The organism is Caulobacter sp. GW821-FHT11E11 (assembly GCF_058808315.1).
The window spans coordinates 116,238-131,488 of the sequence record NZ_JBXARO010000006.1 but is presented as its reverse complement, the minus strand read 5'-3'; the positions used below and the strand labels follow the sequence as shown (position 1 = coordinate 131,488).

Annotated in this window: 14 protein-coding genes; 10 read left to right on the top strand and 4 right to left on the bottom strand. The window is 68.4% G+C overall.

Annotated elements, in window-relative coordinates:
- Positions 1-3: 3 nt before the first annotated feature.
- On the top strand, positions 4-360 hold the full coding sequence (locus tag AC1RR5_RS16180) for an iron chaperone (RefSeq protein WP_492922888.1): 357 nt from the start codon (positions 4-6) through the stop codon (positions 358-360).
- Here the strand turns inward: AC1RR5_RS16180 and AC1RR5_RS16175 are convergent.
- A complete protein-coding gene (locus AC1RR5_RS16175; protein WP_492922886.1) occupies positions 357-1,841 on the bottom strand; it encodes an amidase in 1,485 nt (494 codons plus the stop codon). The genes AC1RR5_RS16180 and AC1RR5_RS16175 overlap by 4 nt on opposite strands.
- A gap of 119 nt (positions 1,842-1,960) precedes the next feature.
- On the opposite strand from AC1RR5_RS16175, the gene AC1RR5_RS16170 reads away from it, so the two are divergent.
- Positions 1,961-2,692 (top strand): TlyA family RNA methyltransferase, encoded by a 732-nt coding sequence (locus AC1RR5_RS16170; RefSeq protein ID WP_492922884.1) that lies wholly within the window; start codon positions 1,961-1,963, stop codon positions 2,690-2,692.
- 58 nt (positions 2,693-2,750) lie between these two features.
- Here the strand turns inward: AC1RR5_RS16170 and AC1RR5_RS16165 are convergent, their stop codons facing one another.
- Positions 2,751-3,395, bottom strand: coding sequence for a hypothetical protein (locus AC1RR5_RS16165; RefSeq protein WP_492922882.1), 645 nt, complete (start codon positions 3,393-3,395; stop codon positions 2,751-2,753).
- A 167-nt stretch (positions 3,396-3,562) separates the two neighbouring features.
- Between AC1RR5_RS16165 and AC1RR5_RS16160 the strand changes: the two genes are divergently transcribed.
- From AC1RR5_RS16160 to AC1RR5_RS16135, 6 genes are all read left to right on the top strand, one after another.
- The gene (locus AC1RR5_RS16160) at positions 3,563-4,810 is read left to right on the top strand and encodes a class I SAM-dependent RNA methyltransferase (RefSeq protein WP_492922880.1); all 1,248 of its coding nucleotides are present in this window, start codon (positions 3,563-3,565) and stop codon (positions 4,808-4,810) included.
- 8 nt (positions 4,811-4,818) lie between these two features.
- Complete coding sequence (locus tag AC1RR5_RS16155; RefSeq protein ID WP_492922878.1) at positions 4,819-5,889, top strand: class I SAM-dependent methyltransferase; 1,071 nt, start codon at positions 4,819-4,821, stop codon at positions 5,887-5,889.
- Positions 5,890-5,918: 29 nt separating this feature from the next.
- A complete protein-coding gene (locus tag AC1RR5_RS16150) occupies positions 5,919-6,920 on the top strand; it encodes an acyltransferase family protein (RefSeq protein WP_492922876.1) in 1,002 nt (333 codons plus the stop codon).
- Between the two features lie 69 nt (positions 6,921-6,989).
- On the top strand, positions 6,990-7,373 hold the full coding sequence (locus tag AC1RR5_RS16145) for a YciI family protein (protein WP_492922874.1): 384 nt from the start codon (positions 6,990-6,992) through the stop codon (positions 7,371-7,373).
- The gene (locus AC1RR5_RS16140) at positions 7,370-8,629 is read left to right on the top strand and encodes an RNA polymerase sigma factor (RefSeq protein WP_492922872.1); all 1,260 of its coding nucleotides are present in this window, start codon (positions 7,370-7,372) and stop codon (positions 8,627-8,629) included. Before AC1RR5_RS16145 ends, AC1RR5_RS16140 begins: the two co-directional genes overlap by 4 nt.
- Before the next feature lie 98 nt (positions 8,630-8,727).
- On the top strand, positions 8,728-9,267 hold the full coding sequence (locus tag AC1RR5_RS16135) for an SRPBCC family protein (protein WP_492922870.1): 540 nt from the start codon (positions 8,728-8,730) through the stop codon (positions 9,265-9,267).
- A gap of 7 nt (positions 9,268-9,274) precedes the next feature.
- Here AC1RR5_RS16135 and AC1RR5_RS16130 read toward each other — a convergent pair whose 3' ends face one another.
- Together AC1RR5_RS16130 and AC1RR5_RS16125 are read right to left on the bottom strand one after the other, a co-directional pair.
- Positions 9,275-9,691 (bottom strand): response regulator transcription factor, encoded by a 417-nt coding sequence (locus AC1RR5_RS16130; protein ID WP_492922868.1) that lies wholly within the window; start codon positions 9,689-9,691, stop codon positions 9,275-9,277.
- The gene (locus tag AC1RR5_RS16125) at positions 9,691-12,882 is read right to left on the bottom strand and encodes a PAS domain S-box protein (RefSeq protein WP_492922866.1); all 3,192 of its coding nucleotides are present in this window, start codon (positions 12,880-12,882) and stop codon (positions 9,691-9,693) included. The genes AC1RR5_RS16130 and AC1RR5_RS16125 overlap by 1 nt, the downstream gene beginning before the upstream one ends.
- A 173-nt stretch (positions 12,883-13,055) precedes the next feature.
- On the opposite strand from AC1RR5_RS16125, the gene AC1RR5_RS16120 reads away from it, so the two are divergent.
- Positions 13,056-14,141 carry a PA0069 family radical SAM protein gene (locus AC1RR5_RS16120; RefSeq protein ID WP_492922865.1) on the top strand — a complete coding sequence of 362 codons (1,086 nt, stop codon included), beginning with the start codon at positions 13,056-13,058 and terminating at the stop codon, positions 14,139-14,141.
- Between the two features lie 572 nt (positions 14,142-14,713).
- A complete protein-coding gene (locus tag AC1RR5_RS16115) occupies positions 14,714-15,169 on the top strand; it encodes a cell wall biosynthesis glycosyltransferase (protein ID WP_492922863.1) in 456 nt (151 codons plus the stop codon).
- Positions 15,170-15,251 lie beyond the last annotated feature (82 nt).

Below are 15,251 nucleotides of genomic sequence, written 5' to 3'. Positions count from 1 at the left end.
GCTATGGTCCAGTCGAAGGCGGCGACGGTCGATGACTTCATGCAGGAGGTCGCGCCCGACCGCCGCCCTGCGCTGGACCAACTCCGAGAGCTTTGCCTTCAGTCCTTCGGACCAGAGAGCGAACTGATGGCCTTCGGCATGCCGGCCTACGGCCCGCCGAAGCTGCCGTGGATCGCCTTCAACAGCCAGAAGCAGCACATCGCCTTCTATGTCGGCCAGACGGCCATGGACGCCTTCGCCGAACGCCTGGCGGAGATCGACCATGGCAAGGGCTGCATCCGCTGGCGTAAACCCGAGAAGATAGACTTCGCGCTGATCGCGGACATGCTGGAGCATGTCCGCGTCAGGACGCAGGGCTAGGCGCTGACCGGCGGCTTGCGATGGGCCCAGGGCTGGGCTTCTTCCAGCTGATAGGCCAGGCCCAGCAGCGTCGCCTCGTCGCCAGCACGGCCGGCGATCTGGACGCCGACCGGCAGGCCGTCGGCGGTCCAGTGCAGCGGCACGCTCATGGCCGGCGCGCCGGCGACGTTCTGCACCGGGGTGTAGCCGACATAGGCCAGCAGGCGGCCCTGCAGCTCCTCGAACGGCACCCAGCCGGCGACATAGCCCAGCTCGACCGGCGGCTTGCCCAGCACCGGCGACAGGATGACGTCGTACTTGGAGAGCCAGGCGTCATAGGCCCCGATATTGCCGTTCAGGCGCTTCAGGGCGGCCTCCAGGGCGCCTGGCGGCAGCTTGCCGACCAGTTCGGCCATGCCCAGGCTGAAGGGCTCCAGCACGCTGGCGTCGGGCTTGCGGCCGATGGCCTTGCCGATGCCGGCGACCAACTCGGCCGCGCCGGTGGCCCACAGCACGGTGAAGTCCTGGCCGAACTGGCCGCCATCCATCGGCCAGTTGGTCGGCTCGACCTTGTGACCCAGGTCCTTCAGCAGCTTGGCGGCGTTGTTGACGGCGGTCTGGACCTCGGCGTCGGGCGCCAGGCCCGTGCCGGTGTTCATGATCAGGCCGACCTTCAGCTTGCGCTTCAGCGGGGTGGTGACCACGCCGACCGGCTTGAAGGCCGCGCCCGCGCCGGTCTGTTCCGTAGCGGCGAACAGGATGGCCGAGTCCCGGACGCTGTGGCTGACGCAGTGCGAGACCGACAGGTCGATGCCCCGGCTGCTGGGCCGGTTCTGGATCATCCGGCCGCGCGAGGGCTTGAGGCCAAACAGACCGCAATTGGCCGACGGGATGCGGATCGAGCCGCCGCCGTCGCTGGCGTGGGCGATGGCCACCATGCCCGAGGCCACGGCCGCCGCCGCCCCGCCGGACGAGCCGCCCGACGAGCGGTTGGTGTTCCAGGGATTGCGGGTGGGCAGGAAGCCCATCGGCTCGGTGGTCGGCAGGAACCCGTATTCCGGCGTCGCCGACTTGCCGATCGTCACGAAGCCGGCGGCGTCGAAGGCGTCGATATAGGCGGTCTGTTCCTTTTCCGGCCGGGCGCCGATGCTGGCGCGGGTGCCATAGCGCGTGCGCACGCCCTTGTAGGGGTCCAGGTCCTTGACCAGGAACGGCACGCCGGCGAACGGACCCGACAGTTGGCCGGCCTTGGCCCTGTCCAGCGCGCGCTCGAAGTCGGAATCGACGATCGCCTGGACCTTGGGCTGCAGCGTCTCGGCGCGCTGGATGGCGGCCTCGACAGCCTCGGCGGCGCTGATCTCCTTGCGGCGGATCTGGCCGGCGATCTCGGTGGCGTCGGGCGTCCAGGGCGCAGGGGCCGCCCCCTTGGGCTTGGCGAAGGCCGATGGCGCGGCCGCGATCGCGGCGGAGGCGGCCATCAGGCCACGGCGACTAAAACGCATGCATTCGCTCCCCATGGGACCAGCGTCTGACGCGCCGGTGATCACTGTTAAGTTGACCCTGAAGAGACCTGGGCCGCAAGCCCGTGCTACACGCGCGGTTCAAGTTTTAAGGAGACCGCGTGGCCCGCAAGCGTATCGATATGTTGCTCGTCGAGCGGGGCGTCGTCGACAGCCGCGCCAAGGCCCGTGCGGCCGTCGAGGCGGGGCTGGTCACCGTCAATGGCAAGGTCATCACCAAACCCGCCGATACGTTCGAGAACGATGTCGAGATCGTCGCCGAGCCCGCCCATCCCTGGGTCGGGCGCGGCGCGCTGAAGCTGGTCCACGCGCTGGACCAGTGGCCGGTCATGGTCGAGGGACGCGTGGCGCTCGACGTCGGGGCCTCCACGGGCGGCTTCACCGAGGTGCTGTTGTCGCGCGGCGCCGAGAAGGTCTTCGCGGTCGACGTCGGTCGGGACCAGCTGCATGCCACGCTGAAAGGCGATCCCCGCGTCGTGGATCTGTCGGGCGTCGACGCCCGGGCGCTGGACGCGGACGTGATCCCGGAGGCGCCGGCCCTGGTCGTCAGCGACGTCAGCTTCATCGCCATGACCAAGGCCCTGCCGATGGCGCTGGACCTGGCGGCGCGAGGCGCGGACCTGATCGCCCTGATCAAGCCCCAGTTCGAGGCCGGGCGCGACTTCGTCGGCAAGGGCGGCCTGGTGAAGGACCCCGAGATCATCGCCCGCGTCGAGCGTGAGGTGGTTGCGTTCCTGGAAAGCGCGGGCTGGTCGGTGAAGGGCCTGACCGAGAGCCCGATCACCGGTGGCGACGGCCAGGTCGAGCGCCTCGTCTGGGCCGTGAAGGCCTGAAACGAAATCGGCCGCCCCGAAGGGCGGCCGATCGTCTAACCACAAGGTGCTGTGAAACTTAGTCGACGACCTGGTACTTGCCGCTGGCGTCCGGGCAGACGCGCACGAAGCGCTTCTGGGTGCGGCCGTCGGGCAGATAGATCGGGCTCTCGGCCAGGGTGCAGCCGTTGACGTCGGCTTGGCCGGCGCGGTCGTTGACCTGGTAGCCCTCGCGGCGCTCGTACGAACGCTCGTAGTAGCTGTCGCGGCCGGCGTCGCGGCGGGCGTCGTCATACGAGCTGGAGCGGTAGCCGCGGTCGTAGTCATACGAGTCGTTATAGGCCGACGGCGGGGGAGGCGGCGGGGGCGGCGCGCGACCCGAGGTGCAGGCGGCCGAGTTCTTGCCGATGTTCGAACCGATCACGGCGCCCAGCAGGCCGCCGAGGACCGCGCCCTCGGTCTTGGCGCCGCGCGCGGCGACGCCGCCGCCGATGCCCGCGCCGATCGCGGCGCCGGCCAGGCCGCCGCCCGTGCCGCGCTGCGTCGTCGAGCGCTGGCAGGGGTCGTAGTAGCCTTGGTTGTACGCGCCGCCGCCGTAGGGCGTCGTGCCGTAGCTCTGGGCCGAGGCCAGGGTCGGCGTCAGCACGCCACAGACGAGGGCGGCGGTGACGCCCAGAACGGTCTTCATCTTGGAGGTCCTGCTCTTGGAGGCGGTCATGGTCATGAGAGAAGCTTGTCTTTTTAAGGGGCGGCCTTTTTGTGACCGCCACGCCCATCCGTTGATCTAGGTATGCCCCGGCCAAGATGAATGGTGGCTGACAGCTTTCTTCACGGAACAGAAAAACGTCCGAAGTCCGCGCTCAAGCCCCGGTTTTGGGGTATGGACGGCAGATGCAAGACCTTTTGATCAACGCCATCGGCGCCCAGGGTGACGGTCTCGCCCGCTTTGCCGACGGCAAGCCGGCCTTCGTGCCCCTGACCCTGCCGGGAGAAACGGTCCTGGCCCGCATGGAAGGCGCGCGCGGCGAGATCGCCGAGATCCTGACGGCCAGCGCCGAGCGCGTCGCCCCGCCGTGCAAGCATTTCGGCCATTGCGGCGGCTGCGCCCTGCAGCACTGGGCGGCCGCGCCCTATCTCGGCTGGAAGGCCGAACAGGTCCGCGTGCAGCTGTCGATGGAAGGCCTGGAGACCGAGATCCTGCCGACCTTCGCCGCGCCGGCGGCCTCGCGTCGTCGCGTGGCGTTGCATGCCCGGCGGGGCAGCAAGGGGCAGGGGGCGCTGCTGGGTTTCAAGGAGCGCCGCTCCTGGAGCCTGGTGTCGATCCAGGAATGCCCGGTCACCGATCCGCGTCTGGTGGCGGCTTTCCCCGCCCTGGCGAAGTTGGCCGAGCCGTTCCTGGAGCATCCCAAGTCGGCGCCGACCCTCCACGTCACCCTGACCGGCACGGGCCTGGACATCGACGTCACCGGCGTCGAGCGCAAGAGCGGCGGGCTGTCCGCTGACGCCCGCATGCGCGCGGCCATGGCGGCCAGCGACGGCGACTTCGCCCGCGTCACCCTGGCCGGCGAGACCGTCTATGGCGCGCGCCAGCCGCTGGTGAAGCTGGGACCCGCGGTGGTCGCCCTGCCGCCGGGCAGCTTCCTGCAGGCCGTGCCGGCCGCCGAGCGGGCCATGGTCGAGTTCGCCGTGGCGGAGTCGCAAGGCGCCAGCCGCGTCGCCGACCTCTATTGCGGTGTCGGCACCTTCACCTTCCGACTGGCCGAGGTCGCGGCGGTACATGCCGCCGAGATGAGCCCGCAGGCCGTCGCCGCCCTGAAATCCGCGATCGGCGCCGCGCCGGGCCTCAAGCCGATCAACGCCGAGGCCCGCGATCTGGTCAAACGCCCGGTGCTGAGCACCGAACTGGCCAAGACCGACGTGGTGGTCATCGACCCGCCGCGCGCCGGGGCCGCCGAGCAGACGGTCGAGATCGCCAAGTCCAAGGTCGCCAAGGTGGTCAGCGTCTCGTGCAATCCGGCGACCTTCGCCAAGGACGCCCGCGTGCTGGTCGACGCCGGCTTCCGCCTGGAGAAGGTGCTGCCCGTGGACCAGTTCGTCTGGTCGCCGCATATTGAGCTGGTCGGGGTGTTTACGCGCTAGGAGCGGGCATGGACGAGCCCAAGGGGGAGCAGAGGTCGAGGGGAGCTTTCACGGTCGACGCCGCCAGCCAGCGGGCCAGGGCGATGGTCAAGGCCGCCTGGTGGACCGCGACCGGCAGCCTGGCGCGCTCCCTGACCCGGCCGACCAGGGGCGAGCAGGCTCGCAGCTTCTCGCCCAAGTCCACGCCGGCCGCCAAGGGCTCCCTACGCCGCGCCTATCTGGAGGCGTTCGAGAAGGACGCCCGCGACGTCGCTGCCGGTCTCTATCCCGCTGTCGAGGACGGCCCGGTCCGTCCGTCGGCCGCCGTGCGCGAGGCCGCCGACTTCATCGCCGACGCCTTCGAGGTCGACCAGCGCCGCCGCCGGGGCGACGGCGTCGAGGTGCGCGACGAGGTCGATAGTTCAGCCTATCCAAACTATTACCGCCAAAACTTCCACTACCAGTCCGGCGGCTGGTTCACCGAAGAGAGCGCCCGGCGCTACGACGCCCAGGTCGAGGCGCTGTTCTCCGGCACGGCCGGAGCGATGCGCCGCCGGGGGCTGTCGCTTCTGGCGAAACATTGGCGTGGCCGCGATCACCGCGACGCCAGGATCCTTGATGCGGCCTGCGGTTCGGGCGCGTTCCTCAAGGACCTGAAGGCGGCTTTTCCCCGCGCGGCCATCGCGGGCCTGGACCTCTCGGAAGCCTATCTCGCCCAGGCGCGCAAACGGACCGGCGCGGGCGGGATCAAGGCCAATGCCGAGGCCCTACCGTTCGCGGATTCTTCTTTAGATGCGGTGAGTTGCGTCTATCTCTTCCACGAGCTGCCGCCACGTGTGCGCCCCGTCGTGGCGGCCAGCCTGGCGCGGGTGCTCAAGCCCGGCGGCGTGCTGGTCTTCGTGGACTCGGTGCAGCCGAGCGACACACCGGACCTGGCCCGCCTGCTGGAGGCCTTCCCGGTCTATTTCCATGAGCCGTACTACGGCAGCTATGCCGAGACCGATCTACCGGCCCTGTTCGCCGAGGCCGGCCTGCGGGTGATCGGTGAAGACCGCGCCTTCCTGACCAAGGCCTTGCTGCTGGAGAAACCCGTCGGCTAAGCAAAGGGCGGGGTTCGAGGGGCGGCGGTTTGCAAGCGTACGAAGCGGGACGACGATACGAGACGCTGGACGGCCTGCGCGGCGTCGCGGCGGTCGGCGTCATGCTCTACCACATCGGCAGCTGGACCGGCCGGCCCTGGGTGGTCGCGCATGGCTATCTGGCCGTCGACTTCTTCTTCTGCCTGTCGGGCTTCGTGCTGGCCCACGCCTATGGCCGCCGCGAGATCAGCTGGCTGGGCTTCATGCGCCAGCGGCTGGTGCGGCTGTGGCCGCTGATCGCCCTGACCATGCTGGGCGGCGCGATGGTGATCATCCAGCATCGCGAGCTGGTGCCGGGGTGGCTGGGCCTGGGCCTTCTGGTGATTCCGCGTGTCTGGATCCACTACGATAGCTTCGAGCCGATCTTCCCGCTGAACCCGCCGGCCTGGTCGCTGTTCTTCGAGCTGGTCGTCGGCGCGGCCTGGTTCCCGCTGCGGCGCCTCGGCGTCATGGGCCACGTGCTGATGATCGTGCTGCTGCTGCCGATCATGACCTATGTCGTCTATGGCATGGGCGGCGTGCTGACAGGCTGGGACCGGGGCACCTTCGTGCTCAGCTTCCTGCGGACGATCTTCGCCTTCCTGCTGGGCTGGGGGTGTTACCGGATTCAGCCCTATACGAGCCTGACAGTCCCGGCCTGGGCGCTGGGACTGGTGCTGACGGTGGTGATGTGCGTGCCGTGGACGCCTTGGAACTGGCTCTACGACTATGTCTGTGTCTGCGCGGTCTTCCCGCTGATGGTGCTGGCCGGACGGCAGGACCCGGAAGGTTTCCAGGGCGCGCTCTGCCGCGTCTCGGGTGCGATCTCGTATCCGCTGTACGCCCTGCACTGGCTGGGCTGGGAGCTGATGCTGCGGCTGTTCCGGGCCGTCGGCGGCGAGGGTTATCCGCTGGGCTTCGCGGCCGTCGCCATCCCCGTGATCCTGGCCCTCGCCTGGGCGGTGCTGAAGCTCTACGACGAGCCCGTCCGCCGCCGCCTGAGGCGTCTCTAAAAAATCCTCGGCCCGATGTCGGAAGTGGGCATAGTCCGTCGTCCTTAGGGAGAGGAACGAGGATCGCCCATGCTGTACGCCATACTCTGCTACAACCAGGAAGACGTGATCTGCGCCTGGTCCAAGGACCAGGAAGACGAGGTCATGGGCAAGCTGATCGCCGTCCAGGAGAACCTGGCCAAGCAAGGCCGCCTGGGTCCCGTCGCCCGCCTGATGCCGACCACGGCCGCCACGACCCTGCGCAAGGACCGCGAGCCGCCGCTAGTGCTCGACGGTCCGTTCGCCGAGACCAAGGAGCAGCTGCTGGGCTTCTACATCGTCGACTGCGACTCGCTGGAAGGCGCACTCGACATCGCCCGGGACCTCGGCAAGGCCAATCCGGGCGGCTCTTACGAGATCCGCCCGATCGCGCTGTTCAACCCCGCCCCAACTCCGGAGGTGGCTGAGGCGTGACCGACCTCGACTGGATCGATGGGGCGATCACCGCCGCCCGGCCCCAGGCCATGGCGGCGTTGCTGCGCTACTTCCGGGACATGGATGCGGCGGAGGAGGCGTTCCAGGACGCCTGCCTGCGCGCCCTGAAAAGTTGGCCCAAGAACGGCCCGCCCCGCGATCCGACCGCCTGGCTGATCATGGTCGGCCGCAACGCCGCCATCGACTCGATCCGCAAGACCAGCCGCAACACCGTCCTGCCGCCCGAGGAACTGCTGTCCGATCTGGACGACGCCGAGGCCGAAGCGGCCGAGCGGCTGGACGGTTCGCACTATCGCGACGACGTCCTGCGGCTGCTGTTCATCTGCTGCCATCCCGACCTGCCGGCTACCCAGCAGATCGCCCTGGCCCTGCGCATCGTCTCTGGTCTTTCCGTCCGCGAGATCGCCCGCGCCTTCGTGGTGAGCGAGGCGGCCATGGAGCAGCGGATCACCCGCGCCAAGGCTCGCATCGGGGCCGGCGATGCATCGTTCGAGGCCCCGGGGCCAGTCGAGCGCGCCGAGCGCTTCGCGGCGGTGGCGGCGATGATCTACCTGGTCTTCAACGAAGGCTATTCGGCCAGCGGCAAGGCGGTCGAGGCCAAGGGCGGCCTGTGCGACGAGGCCATCCGCCTGGCGCGCCTGCTGCTGCGCCTGTTCCCGGCCGAGCCGGAGATGATGGGGCTGACGGCGTTGCTGCTGCTCCAGCACGCGCGCTCGGAGGCGCGGTTTGCCGCCGACGGCCAGGCGATTCTGCTTGAGGGTCAGGACCGAAGCCTCTGGAATCGCAAGATGATCGGGGAGGGGCTGGCCCTGATCGACAAGGCGATGCTGAAGCGCGATCCGGGGCCCTACCAGGTCCAGTCCGCCATCGCCGCCTTGCACGCCCGCGCCGCGACGGCGGCGGAGACCGACTGGGCCGGCATCGACGCGCTGTACGCCACCCTGGAGATCATGCAACCCTCGCCGGTGATCACCCTGAACCGCGCGGTGGCCACGGCCAAGGTGCGCGGGCCTGAAGCTGCGCTCGACATGATCGAGCCGCTGGGTGCGCGACTTGAGGGCTATTTCCACTTCCACGGGGCGCGGGGCGCATTCCTGCTGCAGGCCGGCCGCAACGCGGAGGCCCGCCAGGCGTTCGACCGCGCGATTTCCCTGGCCAACACCGCCGCCGAGGCGGCCAATATCCGCCAGTACCTGGACCGTGTGACCGCCGAGGCGGAAAACCCCTCGTCCTAGTGTCGGATGGCGGACATCTCGCGCGTCCTTGCTTCGAGGCCGCGAGAGGCGGTCAGTTCACAAGCTCAAGCATGACAAAGGGCTAGGGGAGAAGACGGATGCTGAAGACCATTCTGATCGTGATCGTCGTCGCCATCGTGGCGGTGCTGGTGTTCGCGGCCACGCGGCCGGGTGCGTTCGTCGTCACGCGGACCGCTGAAATCAACGCGCCGCCGGAAGAGCTGGAGGCCATGGTCTCGGACTTCCACCAATGGGGCGCCTGGTCGCCGTGGGAGAAGATCGATCCGGGCATGAAGCGCACCTATGGCGGCCCGGCCAGCGGCGTCGGGGCGACCTATGCCTGGGTCGGCAACGACAAGGTCGGCACGGGCGGGATGGAGATCACCAAGGTCACGCCGGCGCGCGAGGTCGTCTTCGACCTGCACTTCATCAAGCCGTTCAAGGCCGACAATGTGGGCCGCTTCACGTTCGAGCCCCAAGGGGCTGGCATGGGCGCGGGCACGAAGGTCACCTGGTCGATGTCGGGCAAGAACCCCTACATCGCCAAGCTGATGGGGTTGGTCTTCAACATGGATCAGATGATCGGCAAGGACTTCGAGACCGGCCTGGCCAACATGAAGGCCGCCGCCGAGAAGTAGGCTCCGTCTAGTCCAGGATCAGTTCGTCCGGGGCCTTGGCCTCGGGCGTCTTGGCCGGAGCCGGGCCGCGCAGCACGGTCTCGATGCGCTTGATCAGATCCTGCGGCTTGAACGGCTTGGCCAGATAGCCGTCGGCGCCTTGCTCCAGGGCCGCCATGATGGTGGCCGGATCACGATGGGCGGTCATCATCAGGATCTTGGGCCGACCGGGCCTTGCGCGCATCAGGCGCAAGACGTCCAGGCCGGTCATGCCGGGCATATTTATGTCCAGCAGCACCACGGCGAAGCTCTCGCGGCCCAGCAGCTGCATGGCCGTGTCCGATGCGGCGGCGGTGACCGCCTTGTAGCCCTGCTGCGTCAGGACCAGGTCGACGAAGTGCCTGATCATCGGGTCGTCGTCGACGATGAGGATCCGGTTGGACATCAGGCGGCGACCTCGCGCGGAAGGGAGCCTTCCAGGCGGGCGATCCAGGCCGCCAGCACGCGTTCAGCGGCGTCAGCCGCGGAGCGAGCGGCGGCGAAGGCGTTGGCCGAGGGCTCGCCGGCGCGCAGACAGTCCTCCAGCACCCGGGCCGCGCCCGACAGCCGCATGAAGCCCAGCAGTCCCGCCGAGCCGGCGGTGGTGTGGGCCTCTTCAACCAGCGTTCGCGAATTTGGGTCGCGCAGGACCGCGCCCAGCTGGCCGCGCAGGAGGCGCGCCATCTTCAGGCTGGCCTCGGCGCCCATCAGGGCCTCCAGGGCGTCGCGGGCCTGGCGCTCGTCGTCGATCTCGTCGGCCGGTGAGGGGGCGGGCGCATCTTCGCCCAGCAGGTGCTCGGCCAGGGCCTCTTCCAGCTGCTGTTCCGACAGGGGCTTCAGCAGATAGTCGGTCATGCCGGCCGCCTTGCACGCGGCGATCTGGTCGGGCGTGCCGCCGGCCGTCAGGGCCAGGATCGGGGCGTCGGTCAGGCCCCGGCGGCGGATCTCGCGCGTCGCTGCGCGGCCGTCCATCACCGGCATATGCACGTCCATCAGGACGAGGTCGTAGCGGGCGCCTTCCAGGGCGGCGACAGCCTCCGAACCGTCGGCGGCCAACTCGACCACGCAGCCGCGCCGCTCCAGCAGGGCCTTGAACAGTTCGCGGTTCAGCTCGGTGTCGTCGACCAGCAACACGCGGCGGCCCTCGAAGCGACGCAGGCTCTTGGTCGCGCCGACCGAGACGATCGGCGCGGCGACGGCCAGGTCGATCTCGAACCAGAAGGTCGAGCCTTCGCCCAGGGTGCTCTGGACGCCGATCACGCCGCCCATCAGTTCGACCAGCTCGCGCGAGATGGCCAGGCCCAGGCCCGTGCCGCCGAACTTGCGAGAGATCGAGTCGTCGGCCTGGGAATAGCGGGTGAACAGGCGGCCCAGGGCGTCGGGCGCGATGCCGACCCCTTCGTCGATCACCGCGACGCGCAGGCGCTTGCGGCCGGCGGGGGCGTCCAGCGGGGTGACGTCGACGCTGACCGAGGCGTCCTTGGTGAACTTCACCGCGTTGGACAGCAGGTTCAGCAGCACCTGGCGCAGGCGGAAGGCGTCGCCCTCGACCCAGCCGGCGGTGCGGCCCGAGCGGCGCAGGGCCACGCCATGCTCGGCGGCCTGGGGCTCGATCATGGCCAGGGTGTCGGCGACCAGGTCGTCCAGGCTGAAGGGCTTGGTCTCCAGGGCCACGGCCCCGGCGTCCAACTTGGAATAGTCGAGGATGTCGTTGATCAGGACGTTCAGGCTCTCGCCGGCCGAGCGCACCCGCTCAGCGTTGCGGCGGTCGGTCGGGATCAGCTCGCGGCTGTCGGTCAGCAGGCGGGCGAAGCCGATCACGCTGTTGAGTGGCGTGCGCAGCTCGTGGCTCATGGTGGCCAGGAACTCGGCCTTGGCGCGGGCGGCGTCCTCGGCGACGTCCTTGGCCACGGCCAGCTGCTCGGCCATCGCCGCCAGGCTCAGGGTCTGGCGCTCCAGGGCGTCCTGGGCCTCGATGCGGGCGGTCTGGTCCTGGACCTGGGCGATGAAGTGCTTGGGCGCGCCGTCCGGCTCGCGCACCAGCGACACCGACAGGTGCACCCAGACCAGACGCCCGTCCTTGTGCAGGTAGCGCTTGTCCATGCCGTAGGTGGAGATCTCGCCTGCCAGCAACTGCTGGAGCAGGGACAGGTCCTTCTCCAGGTCGTCGGGGTGGGTGATGGTCTGGAAGTCGGTGACCAGAAGCTCTTCGGCCGAATAGCCGACGATGCCACAGAAGGCGTCGTTGATCTTGTGGAAGCCGCCTTCCAGCGTCACCAGGGCCATGCCGACGGCGGCGTAGTCGAACGAGGTCTCGAAGATCTCCATCTGCGCCTTGCGCTCGGAGATGTCGTGCATCAGGGCCGTGAAAGACCAGCCGTCCGCGCCCTCGGCGCCGCTGATCGCCAGCTCGATCGGGAAGATCTCGCCCGACTTGCGCTGGGCCGGCACCTCAATCCGCTGGTCGATGACGGCGCTTTGGCCGGTGCGCAGGAAGCGGGCCATGCCCTTGTTGTGGGCGTTGCGGTGCTCCTGCGGAATGATGAAGTCGCTGAGGCGCTTGCCGATCGCTTCCTCGGCCGTCCAGCCGAAGGTCTGCTCGGCGAAGCGGTTCCAGCCGGTGACCTGGCCGGCCTCGTCGATGGTGACGATGGCCTGGTAGGCGTTGGCCACGACCTTGCGGGCGTGAGCCTCGCTGGCGCGCAGCTGGTTTTCGCTGCGGCGCAGAGCCTCGAAGGCGGCGTTGCGGGCGGTGACGTCCTCCAGCACGCCGAAGACGGCCACGACCTTGCCGGTCTCGTCATATTCGCAGGTGGCGCGGCCCAGGCCCTGGCGGATCTCGCCGTCGGCGCGCATCAGGCGCAGCTGGTGCTCGACCAGCGGCTCGCCCTTCACGACCCGGCCGAAGGCGGCGCGGGCGGCGACGCGGTCGTCGGGGTGATAGAGGTCCAGCCAGTTGTCGTTGGTCGGGGTGAAGGTCTCGGGCGTCAGGCCGTAGATCTTGTAGACCTCGTCGGACCAGTGGATCACGCCGGTCAGCAGGTTGGCGCGCCAGTGCCCCACGCCCGAGATGGTCTCGGTCATCTGCAGCAGTCGGCTTTCCTCCTGCAGGCGGCGCTCGTAGCGGGTCTTCTCCAGTTCGGCGACGACGGCCTTGGCCAGGACCCGCAGCTGGGCCTTTTCACCGTCCGCCAAGGCGGGGCGCGGTTTGGAGTCGATGACGCACAGCGTGCCGAGGTTGTAGCCCTCGGCGTCGGTCAGGACGGCGCCGGCGTAGAAGCGGATGTTGGGATCGCCGGTGACCAGCGGATTGTCGGCGAAGCGCTGATCCTGCGTGGCGTTCTCCACCACCATGATCTCGCCAGGGGGAAGTTTGATCGCGTGGGCGCAGAACGCCAGGTCCCGCGACGTCGAGCAGGCTTCCAGGCCTTGCCGCGACTTGAACCACTGGCGTTCCCGGTCGACCAAGGAGACGAGGGCGATCGGAGCGTCGAACAGCTGGCAGGCTAGGCGCGTGATATCGTCGAAGACCGGCTCGGGCGCGGTATCCAGCACCCGGTAGGAGACGAGCGCGGCGAGGCGGTCGTGTTCGGACATTCGACGCTTCCAACTTGGCCACGCAAACCTTTGCGCAGTCAGGTGTTCAGGATCGTCGAAAGGAGCTTTCCAAAGGTTGAGCCGGGTGGTGAACAAGCTGCGACGGATTGGCGCAGCGCCGTGTGCTGAAATGAAGTTCTTGTTTTGTTCTCGATGGCGCGCATAATCGCCTCATGGCCGAGGCAGTGAAATCGGCGCCGGCTCCACGGGGGCGGGGCGCCAAGTCCAATCGAACCGGGCGTTTCGAGGCGAACCAGCGCGAGTCGTTCGACGACGGCTGGGGCGAAGAGGAAGAACCCAAGCAGCTGAAGACCGAGCTGCAGGCGATGAAGTCGCGGACGATCATCGCCCGCAACCAGAGCCCGGATGTTGGTTTCGACCGCTCGATCAACCCCTATCGCGGCTGCAGCCACGGCTGCATCTACTGCTACGCCCGGCCGGCCCACGCCTATCTGGGCCTGTCCCCGGGCCTGGATTTCGAGAGCAAGATCTTCTTCAAGCCGCATGCGGGCGAGCTGCTGGAAAAGGAGCTGGCCAAGGCCAGCTACAAGCCGGCGACCATCCACATCGGCGGCGACACCGATCCTTACCAGCCCGACGAGAAGCAGCTGAGGGTGACCCGGCAGGTGATCGAGGTGCTGGAGCGCTACAGCCACCCGTTCACGATCATCACCAAGTCGGCCTTGGTCCTGCGCGATCTGGACATCTACAGCCGGCTGGCGGAGCGCAAGCTGGCGCGAGTGGCGATCTCGATCACCACCCTGGACCGCGCTTTGGCGCGCAGCATGGAGCCGCGCGCGGCCACGCCCGGCAAGCGGATCGAGGCGGTGCGGCGGCTGACCGAGGCCGGCGTGCCGGTGACGGTGATGTTCGCCCCGGCCATTCCGGGCCTCAACGACCACGAGGTCGAAGGCGTGCTGGAGGCCGCCGCCAAGGCCGGGGCGCGTGGCGCGGGCTATGTCGCCCTGCGCCTGCCGCGCGAGATCGCCCAGCTGTTCGAGGAGTGGCTCGAGACCGACCACCCCGACCGCGCGCGGCGGGTGATGTCGCTGGTGAGGCAGATCCGCCATGGCGAAGCTTACAAGTCGACCTGGGGCGAGCGGATGATCGGCGACGGTCCCGTGGCCGAAGTGCTGCGCCAGCGGTTTCACCTGGCGGTGAAGAAGTTCGGGCTGGACCAACCCTGGGAGCCGCTCGATGCGAGCCAGTTCACGCCGCCGCGTTTGGGTGGCAGCGGGCAGATGGATTTGTTCGGGTAGGAGCTAAGCGCCCTCCTTTTCGCAGCGTATGCGCGGCGAAAGCGCTGTTTGACGTCCTATTAGGAAGTGCGCGTGCACGGTTGCACCATAAGTTGCATGGAGCAATGCTTTGCCTTTTACCAAGATGGATAATGCACTTTCGGTCGCCCAAGGACACAATGTCCAGCCGGAGCAGTTCAGTCTTTCGCAGCTCGACTGGCAGGTTTTCGTCGCTGCAGCTCATCCCAAGAAGACCAAGGCCCCTGGTAGTGCTCATGTATACAAATATGACGGCTGGGCTGTAGTCTCGGCCACCACCGTAAATGCCAGATCCGTATTGCACGTACGAAGCACGCCGAAGTTCAAAGGTCCGATACCGGTGGTCTAGGCGTCCTTTCAGCTTGCCGATAGGCTCCGCCGTTTAGAGCGTCGTAGCTTGGATAAGCCTTCGATTTGTCAGGCGTGGGTCTAATCGCTGGGGACCGACCGTCGGTTGCCCACGTTCGCGACGAGCGACATCGCGCGGCGCGAATACGCGCCGTGACGGAGGGGGCGCTCTTGACCTCAACCGTCCCGCCAGCCCAAGCAAGGCCATGATCTCCGTCGTTCTCGTCGCTTCCGAAGACCTGCCGGGCCTGGCCGCCCAGATGTCCATGCTGGTGCCCGCCGCCGTGGATGGGTTGGTCAAGGAAGTGATCCTGGTCGCTGACGGCGAGCCGGGCGTCGACGCCTTGGCCGAGGACAGCGGCGCCAGCCTGGTGACGACCTCCGGCGACCGCCTGGCCGCTGGCGCGGCCGTGGCGCGGGGCGACTGGATCCTGACCCTGCGCTCGGCCCCTGCGCTGCGCGAAGGCTGGCGTGAACCGATCGAGAAGCACCTGGCGGGCGGGGCGGGGGTTCCGGCGGTCCTGACGGTTCCGGGCGGGATGCTGAGCAAGCTGTCGCCGCGCCTGCATGGTGTCTTGGTGCGCCGGCTGGACTGGCCCGCGAGCGGTGGTGACGAGAAGGCTATCGCGCGGGCTCTGAAGGCCAAACGGTTGGACTACTAGACCTTCCCCATTCCGCTCATCCCCGCGAAAGCGGGGAGCCAAGCGGACTGCCAGGTTGTGGCGCTGCCGAGGACTGATCCCC

Coding starts and splice junctions, on each gene's coding strand:
- AC1RR5_RS16180 (WP_492922888.1), top strand. CDS start 4: ATGGTCCAGTCGAAGGCGGCGACGGTCGATGACTTCATGCAGGAGGTC.
- AC1RR5_RS16175 (WP_492922886.1), bottom strand. CDS start 1,841: ATGCGTTTTAGTCGCCGTGGCCTGATGGCCGCCTCCGCCGCGATCGCG.
- AC1RR5_RS16165 (WP_492922882.1), bottom strand. CDS start 3,395: ATGACCATGACCGCCTCCAAGAGCAGGACCTCCAAGATGAAGACCGTT.
- AC1RR5_RS16160 (WP_492922880.1), top strand. CDS start 3,563: ATGCAAGACCTTTTGATCAACGCCATCGGCGCCCAGGGTGACGGTCTC.
- AC1RR5_RS16155 (WP_492922878.1), top strand. CDS start 4,819: ATGGACGAGCCCAAGGGGGAGCAGAGGTCGAGGGGAGCTTTCACGGTC.
- AC1RR5_RS16145 (WP_492922874.1), top strand. CDS start 6,990: ATGCTGTACGCCATACTCTGCTACAACCAGGAAGACGTGATCTGCGCC.
- AC1RR5_RS16135 (WP_492922870.1), top strand. CDS start 8,728: ATGCTGAAGACCATTCTGATCGTGATCGTCGTCGCCATCGTGGCGGTG.
- AC1RR5_RS16130 (WP_492922868.1), bottom strand. CDS start 9,691: ATGTCCAACCGGATCCTCATCGTCGACGACGACCCGATGATCAGGCAC.
- AC1RR5_RS16125 (WP_492922866.1), bottom strand. CDS start 12,882: ATGTCCGAACACGACCGCCTCGCCGCGCTCGTCTCCTACCGGGTGCTG.
- AC1RR5_RS16120 (WP_492922865.1), top strand. CDS start 13,056: ATGGCCGAGGCAGTGAAATCGGCGCCGGCTCCACGGGGGCGGGGCGCC.
- AC1RR5_RS16115 (WP_492922863.1), top strand. CDS start 14,714: ATGATCTCCGTCGTTCTCGTCGCTTCCGAAGACCTGCCGGGCCTGGCC.